The organism is Aquisalimonas lutea (genome assembly GCF_030409225.1).
Taxonomy (GTDB): Bacteria; Pseudomonadota; Gammaproteobacteria; order Nitrococcales; family Aquisalimonadaceae; genus Aquisalimonas; species Aquisalimonas lutea.
This window is the reverse complement of record NZ_JAUFPK010000001.1, coordinates 1,165,026-1,178,810: the sequence shown is the minus strand read 5'-3', so window position 1 is coordinate 1,178,810 and position 13,785 is coordinate 1,165,026. Positions and strand designations below refer to the sequence as shown.

15 protein-coding genes and 1 tRNA gene are annotated in these 13,785 nt (G+C 68.0%); 13 read left to right on the top strand and 3 right to left on the bottom strand.

The window, feature by feature from the left end; all coding sequences use genetic code 11:
• Positions 1–23 precede the first annotated feature (23 nt).
• The 13 genes from QWY84_RS05600 to QWY84_RS05540 all read left to right on the top strand — a co-directional run bounded on the left by QWY84_RS05600 (position 24) and on the right by QWY84_RS05540 (position 9,625).
• A complete protein-coding gene (locus QWY84_RS05600) occupies positions 24–1,388 on the top strand; it encodes a sigma 54-interacting transcriptional regulator (protein ID WP_290201458.1) in 1,365 nt (454 codons plus the stop codon).
• Positions 1,389–1,604: 216 nt separating this feature from the next.
• Positions 1,605–2,018 (top strand): tol-pal system-associated acyl-CoA thioesterase, encoded by a 414-nt coding sequence (gene ybgC, locus QWY84_RS05595; RefSeq protein WP_290201457.1) that lies wholly within the window; start codon positions 1,605–1,607, stop codon positions 2,016–2,018.
• Complete coding sequence (gene tolQ / locus QWY84_RS05590; RefSeq protein ID WP_290201456.1) at positions 2,008–2,709, top strand: protein TolQ; 702 nt, start codon at positions 2,008–2,010, stop codon at positions 2,707–2,709. The genes ybgC and tolQ overlap by 11 nt, the downstream gene beginning before the upstream one ends.
• Before the next feature lie 2 nt (positions 2,710–2,711).
• Entirely contained in the window at positions 2,712–3,146 is a 435-nt protein-coding gene (gene tolR, locus QWY84_RS05585; protein WP_290201455.1) for a protein TolR, read from the top strand.
• A gap of 16 nt (positions 3,147–3,162) precedes the next feature.
• Positions 3,163–4,179, top strand: a complete 1,017-nt coding sequence (gene tolA, locus QWY84_RS05580) for a cell envelope integrity protein TolA (RefSeq protein ID WP_290201454.1) — start codon at positions 3,163–3,165, stop codon at positions 4,177–4,179.
• Between the two features lie 2 nt (positions 4,180–4,181).
• A complete protein-coding gene (gene tolB, locus QWY84_RS05575) occupies positions 4,182–5,474 on the top strand; it encodes a Tol-Pal system beta propeller repeat protein TolB (protein WP_290201453.1) in 1,293 nt (430 codons plus the stop codon).
• A gap of 40 nt (positions 5,475–5,514) precedes the next feature.
• On the top strand, positions 5,515–6,099 hold the full coding sequence (gene pal, locus QWY84_RS05570) for a peptidoglycan-associated lipoprotein Pal (protein ID WP_290201452.1): 585 nt from the start codon (positions 5,515–5,517) through the stop codon (positions 6,097–6,099).
• 42 nt (positions 6,100–6,141) lie between these two features.
• Positions 6,142–7,011 (top strand): tol-pal system protein YbgF, encoded by an 870-nt coding sequence (gene ybgF / locus QWY84_RS05565; RefSeq protein WP_290201451.1) that lies wholly within the window; start codon positions 6,142–6,144, stop codon positions 7,009–7,011.
• 23 nt (positions 7,012–7,034) lie between these two features.
• Complete coding sequence (gene queE, locus QWY84_RS05560) at positions 7,035–7,697, top strand: 7-carboxy-7-deazaguanine synthase QueE (protein ID WP_290201450.1); 663 nt, start codon at positions 7,035–7,037, stop codon at positions 7,695–7,697.
• A gap of 3 nt (positions 7,698–7,700) precedes the next feature.
• A complete protein-coding gene (gene queC / locus QWY84_RS05555) occupies positions 7,701–8,408 on the top strand; it encodes a 7-cyano-7-deazaguanine synthase QueC (protein WP_290201449.1) in 708 nt (235 codons plus the stop codon).
• A 77-nt stretch (positions 8,409–8,485) separates the two neighbouring features.
• Positions 8,486–8,561, top strand: a tRNA-Lys gene (locus tag QWY84_RS05550).
• A gap of 139 nt (positions 8,562–8,700) precedes the next feature.
• Positions 8,701–9,090: a hypothetical protein gene (locus tag QWY84_RS05545; RefSeq protein WP_290201448.1), complete on the top strand. Its 390-nt coding sequence runs from the start codon at positions 8,701–8,703 to the stop codon at positions 9,088–9,090.
• Positions 9,091–9,169: 79 nt separating this feature from the next.
• Complete coding sequence (locus tag QWY84_RS05540) at positions 9,170–9,625, top strand: hypothetical protein (protein WP_290201447.1); 456 nt, start codon at positions 9,170–9,172, stop codon at positions 9,623–9,625.
• On the opposite strand, the gene QWY84_RS05535 is transcribed toward QWY84_RS05540, so the two are convergent.
• From QWY84_RS05535 to QWY84_RS05525, 3 genes are all read right to left on the bottom strand, one after another.
• Positions 9,596–9,925, bottom strand: a complete 330-nt coding sequence (locus QWY84_RS05535; protein WP_290201446.1) for a phage fiber-tail adaptor protein — start codon at positions 9,923–9,925, stop codon at positions 9,596–9,598. The two genes, QWY84_RS05540 and QWY84_RS05535, sit on opposite strands and share 30 nt — an antisense overlap.
• Positions 9,925–12,714, bottom strand: coding sequence for a phage tail tape measure protein (locus tag QWY84_RS05530; protein ID WP_290201445.1), 2,790 nt, complete (start codon positions 12,712–12,714; stop codon positions 9,925–9,927). The genes QWY84_RS05535 and QWY84_RS05530 overlap by 1 nt, the downstream gene beginning before the upstream one ends.
• Positions 12,715–12,770: 56 nt before the next feature.
• Positions 12,771–13,785 (bottom strand): phage major capsid protein (locus QWY84_RS05525; RefSeq protein ID WP_290201444.1); only part of this gene is annotated, 1,015 nt, incomplete at its 5' end.

The window sequence follows — 13,785 nt, the reverse complement described above, 5'->3', positions numbered from 1 at the left end:
CCAGCAGTACGCAGGAGATCGACATGACCGATCGACACAGCATTCTCCTCGTGGATGATGACCCCGGCCTCCTCCGGCTCCTGTCCATCCGCCTGAAGTCCGCGGGCTACAGCGTGACCGCGGCCGAGAGCGGTGAAGAAGCCCTGGCCAACATGTCCGCCGCCCGTCCCGATGTCGTCATCACGGACCTGCGCATGGACGGCATGGACGGGCTGGCGCTGTTCGAGGCCATCCACCAGGATCACCCCACTCTGCCGGTGATCATCCTCACCGCGCACGGGTCCATTCCGGATGCCGTGGAAGCCACGCGCAACGGCGTGTTCAGCTTCGTCACCAAGCCCTTCGACAGCCAGAAGCTGCTGGAGCAGGTCGCCGCCGCCCTGGAGGTCTCCGGCGGCACCAGCGATCAGGCGGGACCGGCGGACGACGACTGGAGCCGTGACATCATCACCCGCAGCGGCACCATGAAGAACGTGCTGAGCAAGGCACGCATGGTGGCCGACTCCGATGCCAGCGTGTTCATCCGCGGCGACAGCGGCACGGGCAAGGAGCTCCTCGCCCAGGCGGTCCACCGGGCCAGCCGGCGCGGCGACAACCCGTTCATCGCGGTCAACTGCGGCGCCATCCCGGAGCCGCTGCTGGAATCCGAGCTGTTCGGCCACCGCAAGGGCTCGTTCACCGGCGCCACCCAGGACCACCAGGGCCTGTTCCAGGCGGCCGACGGCGGCACGCTGTTCCTCGACGAGATCGGCGACATGCCCCAGCCGTTGCAGGTCAAGCTGCTGCGCGTGCTCCAGGAAAGCCACGTACGCCCGGTCGGGGCCACCGCCTCCCAGCCCGTGGACGTGCGCATCATCTCGGCCACCCATCGCCAGCTGGAAGAGGAGATGCACGAGGGGCGCTTCCGGGAGGACCTGTACTACCGCCTCAACGTCGTCTCCCTGGAGCTGCCGTCTCTGGCCGACCGGCGCGAGGACATCCCGCTGCTGGCCAAGCACTTCCTGCAGACCCTGGCCCAGAAGTACGACAAGCGCGCCCGGAGCTTCGCCCCGGACGCCATGGAACGCCTGGTCAGCGCACCGTGGCCGGGCAATGTCCGCCAGCTCTACAACGTGGTGGAGCAGAGCGTGACCCTGTCGACGACGCCGGTGATCCCGGACAGCCTGGTGCAGTCCGCCCTGCGGGACGAGCCGGGCACGATTCTGCCCTTCGCCGATGCCCGGCGCCGGTTCGAGAAGGACTACCTGGCGCGGCTGCTCCAGACCACCGGCGGCAATGTCAGCCAGGCGGCGCGCCTGGCCCAGCGCAACCGGACCGAGTTCTACAAGCTGCTGCATCGCCACCAGATCGATCCGTCCCTGTTCAAGGCCTCGACATCGAGCCATTGAGCGCGCCGTGTCGCCCGACGGCGACACCGGAACCGCGCCACTGGCCCGGGCCGGAGGCTCTACCGGGCCATTTCTGTCGCCGCCGGGCGACAGGGTCCTGGAGCCTGCGAACACGCCCGGCGGTTGTCGCCCCCCGGGGATGGCTTTACATTGGACGCGCTCGGCCATGGCCACTCCGGTGGCGGCCAGCGAACGCCACCCGACAAGAGGCAGCCCGTGAGCGAGACCGGTTTCAGTTGGCCCGTGCGCGTCTACTATGAGGACACCGATGCCGGCGGCGTCGTCTACCACGCCAACTATCTGCGGTTCTTCGAGCGGGCCCGGACCGAGTGGCTCCGCGCCCTCGGTGTCAACCAGGACCGCCTGCGCCGTGAACACGGTCTCGTCTTCGTGGTCCACGACATGAAGGTTCGCTTCCACCGGCCCGCGCGCTTCGACGACCTGTTGCAGGTCACCTGCGAGGTCGTCACCGCCCGCCGGGCCAGCGCCGGTTTCCGGCAGCGGATCCTGGCGGACGGCCGGGCACCGCCGCTGTGCGAGGCGGAGCTGACCGTGGCGTGCATCGATGAACGGTTCGCGCCGCGCCCCATTCCCGAAACGATCCGAGCGGAGATGCAGCATGGAAGGTGAGTTGTCCATCGTCAGGCTGGTGCTCGAGGCCAGCCTCCTGGTTAAGGCGGTCATGCTGATCCTGATCATCGCCTCGATCGCTTCCTGGGCGCTGATCTTCCGCAAGCGCGCCGTCATCCGCGCGGCCTCCCGGTCCGCCGAGGATTTCGAGGACCGCTTCTGGTCCGGCGGCAACCTGGCGGAGATCTATGCCCGGGTGGGCTCCTCGGAGGAGGCCGACGGCGGCATGGAGCGCATCTTCCGCGCCGGTTTCCGGGAGTTCTCGCGCATGCGCAAGCAGGGGGCGGCGGCCGATGCCCAGGTCGAGGCCTCGCAGCGGGCCATGCGCATCAGCCTGTCCCGGGAGGAGGACGACCTGGAGGCGCACCTGCCGTTTCTCGCCACGGTGGGCTCCACCAGCCCCTACATCGGGCTGTTCGGCACGGTCTGGGGCATCATGAACTCCTTCCGGGCACTGGGCGTGCAGCAGCAGGCGACGCTCACCACCGTGGCGCCGGGCATCGCCGAGGCGCTCATCGCCACGGCCCTGGGGCTGTTCGCCGCCATCCCCGCGGTGATCGGCTACAACCGCTACGCGAGCTCGGTGGAACGGCTGTGCAGCCGCTATGAGACCTTCATGGAGGAGTTCATCAGCATCCTCCAGCGCCATGCGCACACCCAGGCGGCACAGCAGAAGAGCCGGGAAGCCTGACGATGCGTCGCGCCCAGCGAACCAAGCGCAAACCCATGGCCGAGATCAACGTCGTGCCGTACATCGACGTGATGCTCGTGCTGCTGGTGATCTTCATGGTCACCGCCCCGCTGCTCTACCAGGGCGTGGACGTGGACCTGCCCCAGGCCGATGCCGAGCCGCTACCCCAGGACGCCGAGGATCCGGTGATCGTTACCGTGAACCGGGACGGCGAGCTCACGGTCAGTATCGGCAGCGACCCGGACAAGCCGGTCAGCGCCGAGGAGGTCACCGACCTGGTCAGCCGGGTCATGCGCAACAATCCGGACACCCCCGTGCTGGTCCGGGGCGACGAGGCCGTGCGCTACGGGCGCATTCTCGACGCCATGGCCATGCTCCAGCGCGCGGGCGTGCCCCAGGTCGGCATGATGACGCGACCATCCGCGGACGACGACTAGGACCGGGATCCGAGCCATGCGCGACCTGCTGGAGATGCTGTCCACCTGGCGCTACGTCATCTACTCGGTGGTGGTGCACATGGTGGCGTTCGCGGTGATCGGCATCCAGATCAGCGGTCCGTCCGTGGTGCAGCCGCGGGAGACCCCGGAGATCATCAACGCCGTGGCCGTGAACGAGCAGTCGGTCATGGAGCCCATCCGGGAGCAGCGCCGCGCCGAGCAGGCAGCGCGCGAGCAGGCCGAGGAGGCGCGCCGCCGGCAGCAGGCCGAGGCGGAGCGGCAGCGCCAGGCCGAGCAGCAACGGCAGCGTGAAGCCGAAGAGCGCCGGCGCCTGGAAGAGCAACGCCAGCAGGAGGCGCAGGAGCGCGCGCAGCGCGAGGCCGAGCTGCGGCGCCAGCGGGAGCAGGAGCAGGCCGAGCAGCGACGCCAGCGAGAGGAGGCGGAGCGCCAGCGCCGGGAAGCCGAGCGGCGCCGGCAGGAAGAAGCCGAGCAGCAGCGCCGCGAGGAGGAGCAACGCCGGCAGGAAGAGGCCGAGCGGCAGCGGCGCGAGGAAGAACGGCGCCGGCAGGAGGAGGCGGAACGCCAGCGGCAGATGGAGGAGGAAGCCGAGCGGCGACGGCAGGAAGAGGCCGAGCAGCGACGCCGTGAAGAGGAGCGGCGCCGGGCGGAGGAGCAGGCAGAGCGGGAGCGCGAGGAAGCACTCCAGCGCGAGGCCCGGGAGGAGCAGCTGCAGCGCCGGGCGGAACGGGCCACCAGCCGGCTGGCAAGCATCTGGCAGCGGGAGGTGGAGAGCGCCTGGACCCGGCCGCCGGGCTCCGACCGGGGGCTGAGCGCCGATGTCCGGGTGCGCCTGCGCGCCGACGGCGAGGTGATCAGCACGGAAATCAGGCGCAGCAGCGGCAGCCCGTCCTTCGACCGCTCCGCCGAGAACGCCATTCACCGTGCATCGCCGCTGACAGTCCCGGATAATGAGGAAATCTTCCGGCGCGCCGGCCTGAACAATTTCGTTTTTCGATTCACCCCGGACGGATGAACATGCTGACAAGATTGCAACGCCTGGCAGGCACAATCGCGGCGCTCGCGCTGCTCTCGGGGCCCGTGCAGGCCGACGAGCTGGTGGTCGAGATCACCCGGGGCGCCGAGGCGGCCCTGCCCATCGCCGTGGCCGAGTTCGGTGACGACGGCAACGAGCTGCCCGAGGACATCGGCGCCATCATCCGGGCCAACCTGTTGCGCAGCGGCCAGTTCGATCCGCTGCCGCCGGAGGAGTTCATCGACAACCCCACGCGCAGCGACGAGGTGCGCTACGAGAACTGGCGCGCCCTGGGCGTGGACAACCTGGTGATCGGCTCCGGCAGCCGGAGCGACGACGGCTACCGCGTCCGCTACGAGCTGCTGGACGTCTACACCGGCGAGCGCCTGCTCGGCCGCAGCTACAACGTCGGCCAGGACTCCCTGCGCACCCTGGCCCACGTGATCAGCGACAACATCTACGAAGAGCTGCTCGGCCGACCCGGTGCCTTCAACACCATGATGGCGTACGTGGCGGTGGACGGCGAGGGCGACGACCGCGAATACCACCTGGTGGTCGCCGACGCCGACGGCCACGATCCGCAGTCCATCCTGAGCTCGTCCCGGCCGCTGCTGTCGCCGGCGTGGTCCCCGGATCGCGAGCGCCTGGCCTACGTCTCCTTCGAGGGCCGGCGCTCGGAGATCTACGTCCAGAACGTGCGCTCCGGGGAGCGGCGCGCCATCGCCAGCTTCGAGGGGCTCAACAGCGCCCCGTCCTGGTCCCCCGACGGCTCGCGCCTGGCCATCACGTTGTCCCGGGACGGCCAGACGGACGTCTACATCCTGGACGTGGAAAGCGGACAGACCCGCCGGGTCACCGATCACTTCGGCATCGACACCGAGGCGGTCTGGGGCCCGGACGGCGAGCAGCTCTACTTCACCTCGGACCGCGGCGGCAGCCCGCAGATCTATCGCACCGACATCAACGGCGACAGCGTCGAGCGCGTCACGTACCAGGGCAACTACAACGCCTCGCCGGACATCTCGCCCTCGGGCGACCGGCTGGCGATGGTGCACCGGACGGACCAGGGCTTCCGCATCGCCGTGCAGTACCTGGACAGCGACCGCTTCGAGGTGCTCAGCGACGGGCCGCAGGACGAGAGCCCGAGCTTCGCGCCCAACGGCGCCATGGTGGTCTACGCCACGCAGCAGAATGGTACCGGGGTGCTCGGCACGGCCTCCCTGTTCGGCAGCGCACGCAACATCATGGCAACGGAAGGCCGCACGCTCCGTGAGCCGGCCTGGTCTCCCAACTGAATACACACCCGATCCACTCCGCAACAGAGGGAATGACGACATGGACAAGACGACACCCCGACTCACCTGGCTCCTGGTACCCGCCCTGGCCCTGCTGCTGACCGCCTGCGCGACGCCCGGCGACGAGGAGCGCGTGGCGGACGAACGCGAGCAGGAGGGGCTCACGGAGGAGGAGCGTGCCGCGAGCCCCGAGGAGGACGAGGGCGATGACGCCCGCGTGTGGAGCCTCGAGGACCGGGATGCGCTGGAGGGCGAGGAGCTCCAGGAAGCCCTGGACGACCCGGACAGCCCCATTTCCGAGCGCATCGTCTACTTCGCTTTTGACAGCAGCCAGATCCCGGATGAGCATATGGATATCCTGGAGTCCCACGGGGATTTCCTGGCTGACCATCCGGCGCAGGAGATCGTCATCGAGGGCCATACGGACGAGCGGGGCTCGCGCGAGTACAATCTCGCCCTGGGCGAGCGGCGCGCGGAAGCAGTCAAGCGCATTCTTCTGCTCAACGGCGCCACCGAGGATCAGCTCGAAGTGGTCAGCTACGGTGAAGAGGACCCGGCCGTCAGCGGCAGCACCGAAGAGGCCTACGAGCAGAACCGTCGCGCCGAGCTGGTCTACCAGCGCTGACGCGACGCACCGGCGACAGCATCACGGAGGCGCGGAAATCCTATGAGCGTACAACCCCAGGGCAGCCCGGGCCGTCGTTTCGGTCGCACCACCGTCATCACCGTGGCACTGGGTCTGGCAATGGCGGCGGGCACCGCCGCCGGCCAGGATCTGGAGGAACGGGTCGAGCGCATGGAGCGGCTGCTGGACTCGGGCGCCCTGGCGGACCTCAGCAACCGGCAGGAGCGTCTGCGCGAGGAGGTTTCCCGGCTGACCGGGGAGCTGGACTCGCTCAGGCAGGAACTGGAGAACCTGCGCCAGCGCCAGCGCAATCTTTTCCAGGACCTGGACGACCGCATGCTGGAGCTGGAGCAGGCCCGGGAGAGCCAGGGTAGCCGGACACCCACCGCCGGCGACGGCACGCTCCCCGAGAGCCCGGAAACACCGGAGTCCGAGGACGGCACCGGTGCCGGCGAGCCCTCGAATGATGACAGCGGGTCCGCATCCGGAGACAACGGGGGCAACGGGGGCGATGGCGGAAACGGGAACAGCGAGGTCGCCGGCGTCTACCGGGAGGCCTTCAACCTGCTCCGCGACGGTGACTACCGGCGTGCCGCCGACGGCTTCCGGGAGGTCATCGACAACTACCCGGACAGCGAGTACGTGGACAACGCCCGCTACTGGCTGGCCGAGACGTTCTATGTGGAGCGGAAGTTCGACAAGGCCATGGAACATTTCCAGCAGCTCGTCGATGACCCGGACAGCAACAAGCACCCGGACGCCCTGCTCAAGGCCGGCTACATCCACTACGAGCGCGAGGAGTGGGAGCAGGCACGGGAGCGGCTGGAGGCGGTACGCGAGCAGTACCCCGACACCACCGTGGCCAGCCTCGCCGGCGACCGTCTCGAGCAGATGGACGAGCAGGGGCGCTAGGCGAGCGAAACGGGACATTAACCATGACAGAGGCCGCCACCGCAGTACGACTGCGCATCACGGAGATCTTCCATTCGCTGCAGGGCGAGGCGCGGACGGTGGGCTGGCCCACGGTCTTCGTGCGGCTCACCGGCTGCCCGCTGCGCTGCCATTACTGCGACACGGCCTATGCGTTCCACGGCGGGGAGACCCGCTCGCTGCCGGAGATCCTCGCCACGGTGCAGGGCTACGGCAGCCGGCACGTCACCGTGACCGGCGGTGAACCCCTCGCCCAGCGCAAGGGCTGCCACGCCCTGCTCCAGGCCCTGGTGGATGCCGGCCACGAGGTCTCCCTGGAGACCTCCGGGGCCATGGACATCGACGGCATCGACCCGCGGGTCAGCCGGGTGGTGGACATCAAGACACCGGGCTCGGGGGAGCAGGCGCGCAACCGCTGGGAGAACCTGGAGCTGCTCAACGGCAACGACCAGGTGAAGTTCGTCATCTGCGACCGCGCCGACTACGAGTGGGCGCGGCAGGTGATCGCCGACCACCGCCTGGCGGAACGCTGTGAGGTCCTGATCTCGCCCAGCTTCGGCCAGGTCGCGGCCCGGGACCTGGCCGACTGGGTGGTCGCCGACGCCCTGCCGGTGCGCTTCCAGCTCCAGCTCCACAAGCTCGTGTGGGGCGACGAGCCCGGACGCTGAGCCATGACGGCCGATCTCCACCACGCCGTCGTGCTGCTCTCGGGCGGGCTGGATTCCGCCACGGTGCTCGCCATGGCCCGCGCCGACGGTTACCGCTGCCACGCCATCAGCTTCGACTACGGTCAGCGCCACCGCGCCGAGCTCACGGCGTGCCGCGAGGTGGCCGCCTCCCTGGGCGCTGCGGATCACCGCACCGTGCGCCTGGATCTCGGCGCCATCGGCGGCTCGGCCCTCACGGATTCGTCCATCGACGTGCCGGAAGCCCCCTCGGAAGGCATACCGGTCACCTACGTCCCGGCCCGCAACACGGTCTTCCTGTCGCTGGCACTGGGCTACGCCGAGGTGGTGGGCGCATTCGACCTGTTCATCGGCGTCAACGCCGTGGACTACTCCGGCTACCCGGACTGCCGCCCGGCATTCATCCGCTCCTTCGAGGAAACCGCCAATCTCGCCACCCGGGCGGGGGTCGAGGGGACGGACCGATTCCGGGTCCACGCGCCGCTGAGCGAGCTCAGCAAGGCGGCGATCATCCGGCGCGGTATCGACCTGGGGGTGGACTACTCCCGCACCGTCTCCTGCTACCAGGCGGACGACGAGGGCCGGGCCTGCGGCCGTTGTGACTCCTGCCGCCTGCGCGCCGCCGGCTTCCGCGACGCGGGCGTCGCCGACCCGACCCGGTACCGGGCGCACGGCGAGGAAGGAGCCGTTTGACAGCCGGGGCAGTTTGCGTATGATCCGCGGTCGGTCCCCGGTGCTCCGGGTACCGCCGCAACGGGCAGAGCATCGTCGGGCCGTTAGCTCAGTTGGCAGAGCAGCTGACTTTTAATCAGTTGGTCGTAGGTTCGAATCCTACACGGCCCACCAATCAAATCAGATACTTGCAGCCTCCCTCCTGACTTGACCGAGGCCCAAATAAGGACATAAGTAAGGAGATTGGGCAGCGGGTTGACAGAGAGTCCTTCTACTGTATGTTCAACCGCACCTTCATCCATGGGGTGCGGTCATGAACAACGCAGACGCCAAGAAGCAACTTGTCGCGATGGTCGAGCGCGCCGCTATTGGCTGGTACGACTCGGTGCGTGAACCACTTGCTGAAAAGCCAGAAGCCGACGATGCGGCAACCAGGCTCAAGCGGTTGAAAATATACGTTGAAGATCTACCTGAAGATCACCCGTGCTTCAGCACCTTGCGGTCGGCTTGGGCGCGTGACCATGGCTCCCTTGTACCCCACCCCGAGGTCGAGGTGGTGCTAGAAGAACTCGAAGAGTACGGCCAGACGACCGAAGACCCAGAGGGCTTCTGCAAGCGGCTTGCCCACGAACTCCTGACACTGAGCGACGCCAAGCCCATACAGCACCAAGCTATTGATGCTCAATGGCTGCGTGCGTCATAGGTGCCAGGCGGGCGGCGCTTGACAGAGAGTCCTTCTACTGTACGTTCAGCTTCACCTTCAAACCGCGAGGGTGATGGCGATGAACAACGCAGAGGCGAAGCGGCACTTCTTAGAAGAGATCCACGAAACCATCATGGATATCAGTAGAGCAGACGAAGACGGCGGCGGGGTCGACCCTCAGCGCGATGACCAGTCCCTGGGCAGCCTTGGTCGACTGTATGCCCGCGTAGCCGCGATGCCCGAGGGCCACATCGTCTTCAGCGCATGGGCTAAGGCTTGGGACTTGGTTGGTTTCGAAATCTTGGTGCCAAGCTTCAATACTGACAACCCCGCGTCCTTCAGCGGGGTCCGTGAAGACCTTGTAAATTACGACTTCGACGAATACGGCGGCTCAGCAACATATCAGGATGTCTTTCTCCGTACACTTGTCTACCAGATGATTTGGTTCGCCACGGGCAAACCCCTTCAGGGTGCGGCTTACTGCGACGCCTACGACCGAAACCCCTTACAGGTGCCACACGGGCAGGTTAAATGACAGGTGCAGGTAGCGGTTGTGGTTGAAGGTCGCGGCGCAGGTCAGGCGGTAGGTCTGGTGGGGCGTGCCGCCTGACAGCATCACCCGGTTCACCGTCTCGTAGCCATCCACGGCGACGCCGTCTTGCTGGTCGATGAGGGCCAGGGCGCCATCCCCGCCGCTCACCGACCACACCACCTCCACAAGACTTGAGCCGGGCGCATGGCTGCCGACTTCAAGCCCATACCAGACCTCGGCATCCGGGTCCTTCGGGTAGGCCGTGGGCACGTAGTAGCGGGGGTGAACGATGACGGGCGGCATCAGCCCGTGCGCTTGGTGGGTCGGCGTTTCTGGCCGAAGTTCTCGCGCATGGTGCGGTCGGCGTGGCCTTCGCCGAACATGCGCTGCACCTCATCCCTGACAAACAGCCGCACGCGGCGCTCGCCATTGGCCTCCCGGTCTTCCCGGGCTTCGATGGGCTCGCCGCCGCTGCGCTGATCGTAGACTTCAACAATCTGATCGCCGCCGCCGATGCCCGCCGCCTGCACGCCCAGCTCGCCGCCGCTGCCCCGCGTCAGGGGCAAGATGGCCTCCGGGCCGGCCTCGCCCATCAGCCCGACGCCGTTAGCGAAGGCGAACGTCGTGGGCGTATTCACCACGCCGCCCTTGGCAAACGCCATGAGGCCCGAGCGGTCGAAGGCGTTGCCCTTGGCGCTTTGCTGCATGTTCACGCTCGCGGCGACGCCCTGAAAGCCGCCGCCGCTGCTGCCCGAGAGGCTGCCGCTGATCGACTGCGCGAGCTGCTCCACCACCATGAGGCGAAACAGCTCGTTGATGACCTCCTGTATCGCATCAAGCGCCGCCTCCCTGAATGATACCCACGCGCTCTCGCCGTCGCGCAGCCCTTCCGTGAAGCGCTCGAAGGTGCGCTGGGCGCCGCTCTCGATGAGCTGCAGGGTGTCGGTCTGGCGCTGCAACTGCTGCTCCACCTCCACGAGCCTGCGGGCGTTGCGCAGGTAGGCTTGGCCTTGCTCGCTCGTCGCGGCGATGCCCTGCTGCTGTAGCTGCTGCCGTGCGCGTAGCTGAGCCAGCTCACGCGCCCGGGCCTGCTCGCCCTGGCCAAGCAGGCGCAGTTGCGCTTGCGTGAGCTGTATGGCGCTCTCCTGGCGCTGTAGCAACTGGTTCATACGCTGGGCGCGGCGCTGCTGTAGCCGCTCCTGGCGCTCCGCCTCCCGGGCTTGCTCGCGCTGGGCTTCGCGGGCCTGCTCATGGGCGAGGCGCTGGCGCTCCACCTGCGCGGTCAGCTCAAGCGCTCGCCGCGCCTGCTCGCTGCTGAGGTCGACGCCTTCGCGGCGTAGCTCTTGCTCGGCTTCGAGCACCGCCACCGCGACCTTGCGCTGCTCTTCATTCGCATCCTGTAGCTGCTGCTGCCGGCGCAGCACGGCGTTCTGGTCTTCAAGCCGCTGCACCATCTCCGCGGCGGGGTCGGTGTCGCCACCACCACCGTCGCCCGTTCCGGGCGCCCCGGTGGGGGCTTGCGGCTGGGCGAAGATGAAGCGCTGGGTCAGTACGCTGTCCGGGGCTTCGTACGATTCAAGCAAGCGCTGGCGGTGCTCCACGGCGCGCTCGATCTCCGCATTCTCCTGCCTGATGATCGCCTGTAGTTGGGTCCTTCGGCGCAGACCCACACCCCCATCCATCTCCGCCTGCGCCGCTGCGATGCGCTCACGCGCGTTCTCAATCGTCTCAGCGGCGGCTTGCAGCCGATTGACGGGCAGGCCGATCTCCGGGGCCATGTGCTGCATGCGGTCGTTGATGAGGCGCGACATATCGCTGACGTCGCCCATGATCGACAGCAGGCCGCGTAGCTCATCGGCGGCGCGGGCAAGCGCGGGGCCGAACTGCTCCACGAGCGTGAACGACAGCTCGCGTACGGCGCGCCGCAGCTCATCCTGCGCCGCCAGTACCTCCCCGGCGGTCTCCGCCTGCTCTTGATTCACAAGGCCCAGCCGCTCCGCCTTCTCCATGTAGCTCGTCAGCGCACCTTCGCCCTGCGAGAAGGCGAGCCCGAGCTGCACGTTCTCGGCGCCGAACGCGGCGGCGGCGAGGCTGGCCCGCTGCTGCGCGTCCTCGACATTCGACATGGCCCGCGCAAGCGTGCGCATCTGCTGACTCGGGCTCTGGCGAAGAAACTGGTTGAGGCGTACGCCCGCCGCCTTGAGTTCATCCGCCAAGCGCCCGGTCCCATCCCGGGCATCGCCGACGCGCCGCGAGTAGCGCCGCAGGGCATTGTTCGCCTCGTTCTCCGTCACCCCGGCGAGCTGGGTGAAGGTGAACACCAGGGCGTCATACTGCTCCACCGCCATGCCCGCCGCTTGGGCGCGGTTGTTGAGCGCATCAATCTGCTGCGCCGCGCGGTTGGCTGCGGCTGCGATGCCGCCCCCGCCAGCCAGGGCGGCGGCACCGGCCGCCATAAGCGGGTTCATGCTGCGCAGTGCGCCGCCAAGCATGCCCACCTGCGCGCCGAGCTGCCCGACCGGCCCGCCCGCCGCAGCGGCGACGGTGGCGAGCTGATCCATGCTCGCGTTGAGCCCGCGCATGTTGAGGCGCAGGTCGCGGCTGTTCACGGCGGTGGTGGTGAAGCGCTGGCCGATAAGGCGTTGCTGTTCGGCAGCCTGCCGGGTCGTCACCACGCCCTGCGCCTGCGCCTGGCTCAAGCGGGCCAGGGCTTGCGCCTGCTGGGCGACGGCACGGTTGCTGCCGCCGAGGGTCGACAGTAGCGTTTTCTGGCTACGTGCAGCCCGCTGTGTCGACTTATCGGTCGAAGTGAGCCCACGTACCAGCGCATCCACCTGGCTGTTGCCTGAGCGCATCTGTGCGGCTACACGGGCCGTTTGCTGGGCAAGGCGGCTCGTCTGCTGGGCACTGCGCTGCGCGGCCTGGCCTTGGCGCTGCAAGCCGCCAGCGAGATTCTGCCGCGCGAGCGCATCCACCTGCTTGCCCGCCCGCTCGGCGACCTGGGCGAAGCGTTCGAGCTGCTGCCGTGCCGCCCGCAGCCCGCGCGTGTTGGCGCGTAAGTTGTACTCGACCTGCGCGACCGTCGTCATCATTCACCCCACAGGGCCGGGGCGAGCCTCCCTGCCCGCTCTTACACCTCGCGCGCGCTTTACGCGCCCCAGGTCACGGCATCCACGACCGCCACGGCTTCGGGGTGGCGCAGGTACAGGGCGTGGTGACGAATGGCGCGGATGATGGTCTGGTCGCGGGTGAACGCCGAGCGCATCGTCGAACCCGAATCCAGATACGCCCCGTCCTGCGTCACATCCACCCGCATACCCAGCGCCTCGGCGACGACGACCTGGCTGAAGTCGGTGAAGATGATCTGCGACTCATCGCTACCGCTGCCGCCGTCGTTGGGGATGGCTGTGGTCTTGTACACTTGGAAATTCCACAGCGTCGGCACGTCGTTGCGCAGCTCGGGAAACTTCAAGTTGCCGTTGGTATCGCGCGCCGTGAACAGATAGTTGAACGTACGCGGCGACATGACCCAGCCAAGGCGCTCGCCCGGCACATTGGCCTGCTCCAGATGATTGACGGCGGTCCGCAGCGTCACCTCTTCATCACTCGTGGCGGTGTCGGTCTGGCCGGCAAGGGCTTGCGTCGTCAGGCCCTCCGGGCCGCCGCTCGCGCCGTCGCCGATCAAGAACTCCCGGTCCTCGGTCTGGCCCAGCTCCTGCACCATGTCATCGCGCACGATCTCGTCCGCGCGGCCCACGGTTGAGGTGAAGCTGACCAGCTCGTTGCTGAGCGGCACAAGGCAGGCGAGCTTCTTCAGCTCAATGCTGTCGGTGTCGAAGCCCGGCTCGCTGGCGGGTATATCGGCGTTCTCCGCGACGTACGACGCGGTCGCCGAGCTGGCAAGACGCGGCACGGTCTTCGTGCCCCACGGGCAATCCATGGTGATCGCGCCTGCACGGCGCACGACGCTGCGCGGGCGCAGCAGCTCCACCACGTCCGCGAGCAAGTCCTGCGCGATCAGCGCGCCGCCCGCGCCGGTGCTGCCCGTCTCAAGGGCCTTGGTCACCTGGCTGTTCTCACCAAACTGCTTGCGCGCCAGCATGTACGCCGCAGGGCGATTACCTTCACTCGCAAGCGCCCTGATGATGCGGCCAAAATCGGTA

Coding starts and splice junctions, on each gene's coding strand:
- QWY84_RS05600 (WP_290201458.1), top strand. CDS start 24: ATGACCGATCGACACAGCATTCTCCTCGTGGATGATGACCCCGGCCTC.
- tolQ (WP_290201456.1), top strand. CDS start 2,008: ATGGAAGGTGAGTTGTCCATCGTCAGGCTGGTGCTCGAGGCCAGCCTC.
- tolR (WP_290201455.1), top strand. CDS start 2,712: ATGCGTCGCGCCCAGCGAACCAAGCGCAAACCCATGGCCGAGATCAAC.
- tolA (WP_290201454.1), top strand. CDS start 3,163: ATGCGCGACCTGCTGGAGATGCTGTCCACCTGGCGCTACGTCATCTAC.
- tolB (WP_290201453.1), top strand. CDS start 4,182: ATGCTGACAAGATTGCAACGCCTGGCAGGCACAATCGCGGCGCTCGCG.
- pal (WP_290201452.1), top strand. CDS start 5,515: ATGGACAAGACGACACCCCGACTCACCTGGCTCCTGGTACCCGCCCTG.
- ybgF (WP_290201451.1), top strand. CDS start 6,142: ATGAGCGTACAACCCCAGGGCAGCCCGGGCCGTCGTTTCGGTCGCACC.
- queE (WP_290201450.1), top strand. CDS start 7,035: ATGACAGAGGCCGCCACCGCAGTACGACTGCGCATCACGGAGATCTTC.
- queC (WP_290201449.1), top strand. CDS start 7,701: ATGACGGCCGATCTCCACCACGCCGTCGTGCTGCTCTCGGGCGGGCTG.
- QWY84_RS05545 (WP_290201448.1), top strand. CDS start 8,701: ATGAACAACGCAGACGCCAAGAAGCAACTTGTCGCGATGGTCGAGCGC.
- QWY84_RS05540 (WP_290201447.1), top strand. CDS start 9,170: ATGAACAACGCAGAGGCGAAGCGGCACTTCTTAGAAGAGATCCACGAA.
- QWY84_RS05535 (WP_290201446.1), bottom strand. CDS start 9,925: ATGCCGCCCGTCATCGTTCACCCCCGCTACTACGTGCCCACGGCCTAC.
- QWY84_RS05530 (WP_290201445.1), bottom strand. CDS start 12,714: ATGATGACGACGGTCGCGCAGGTCGAGTACAACTTACGCGCCAACACG.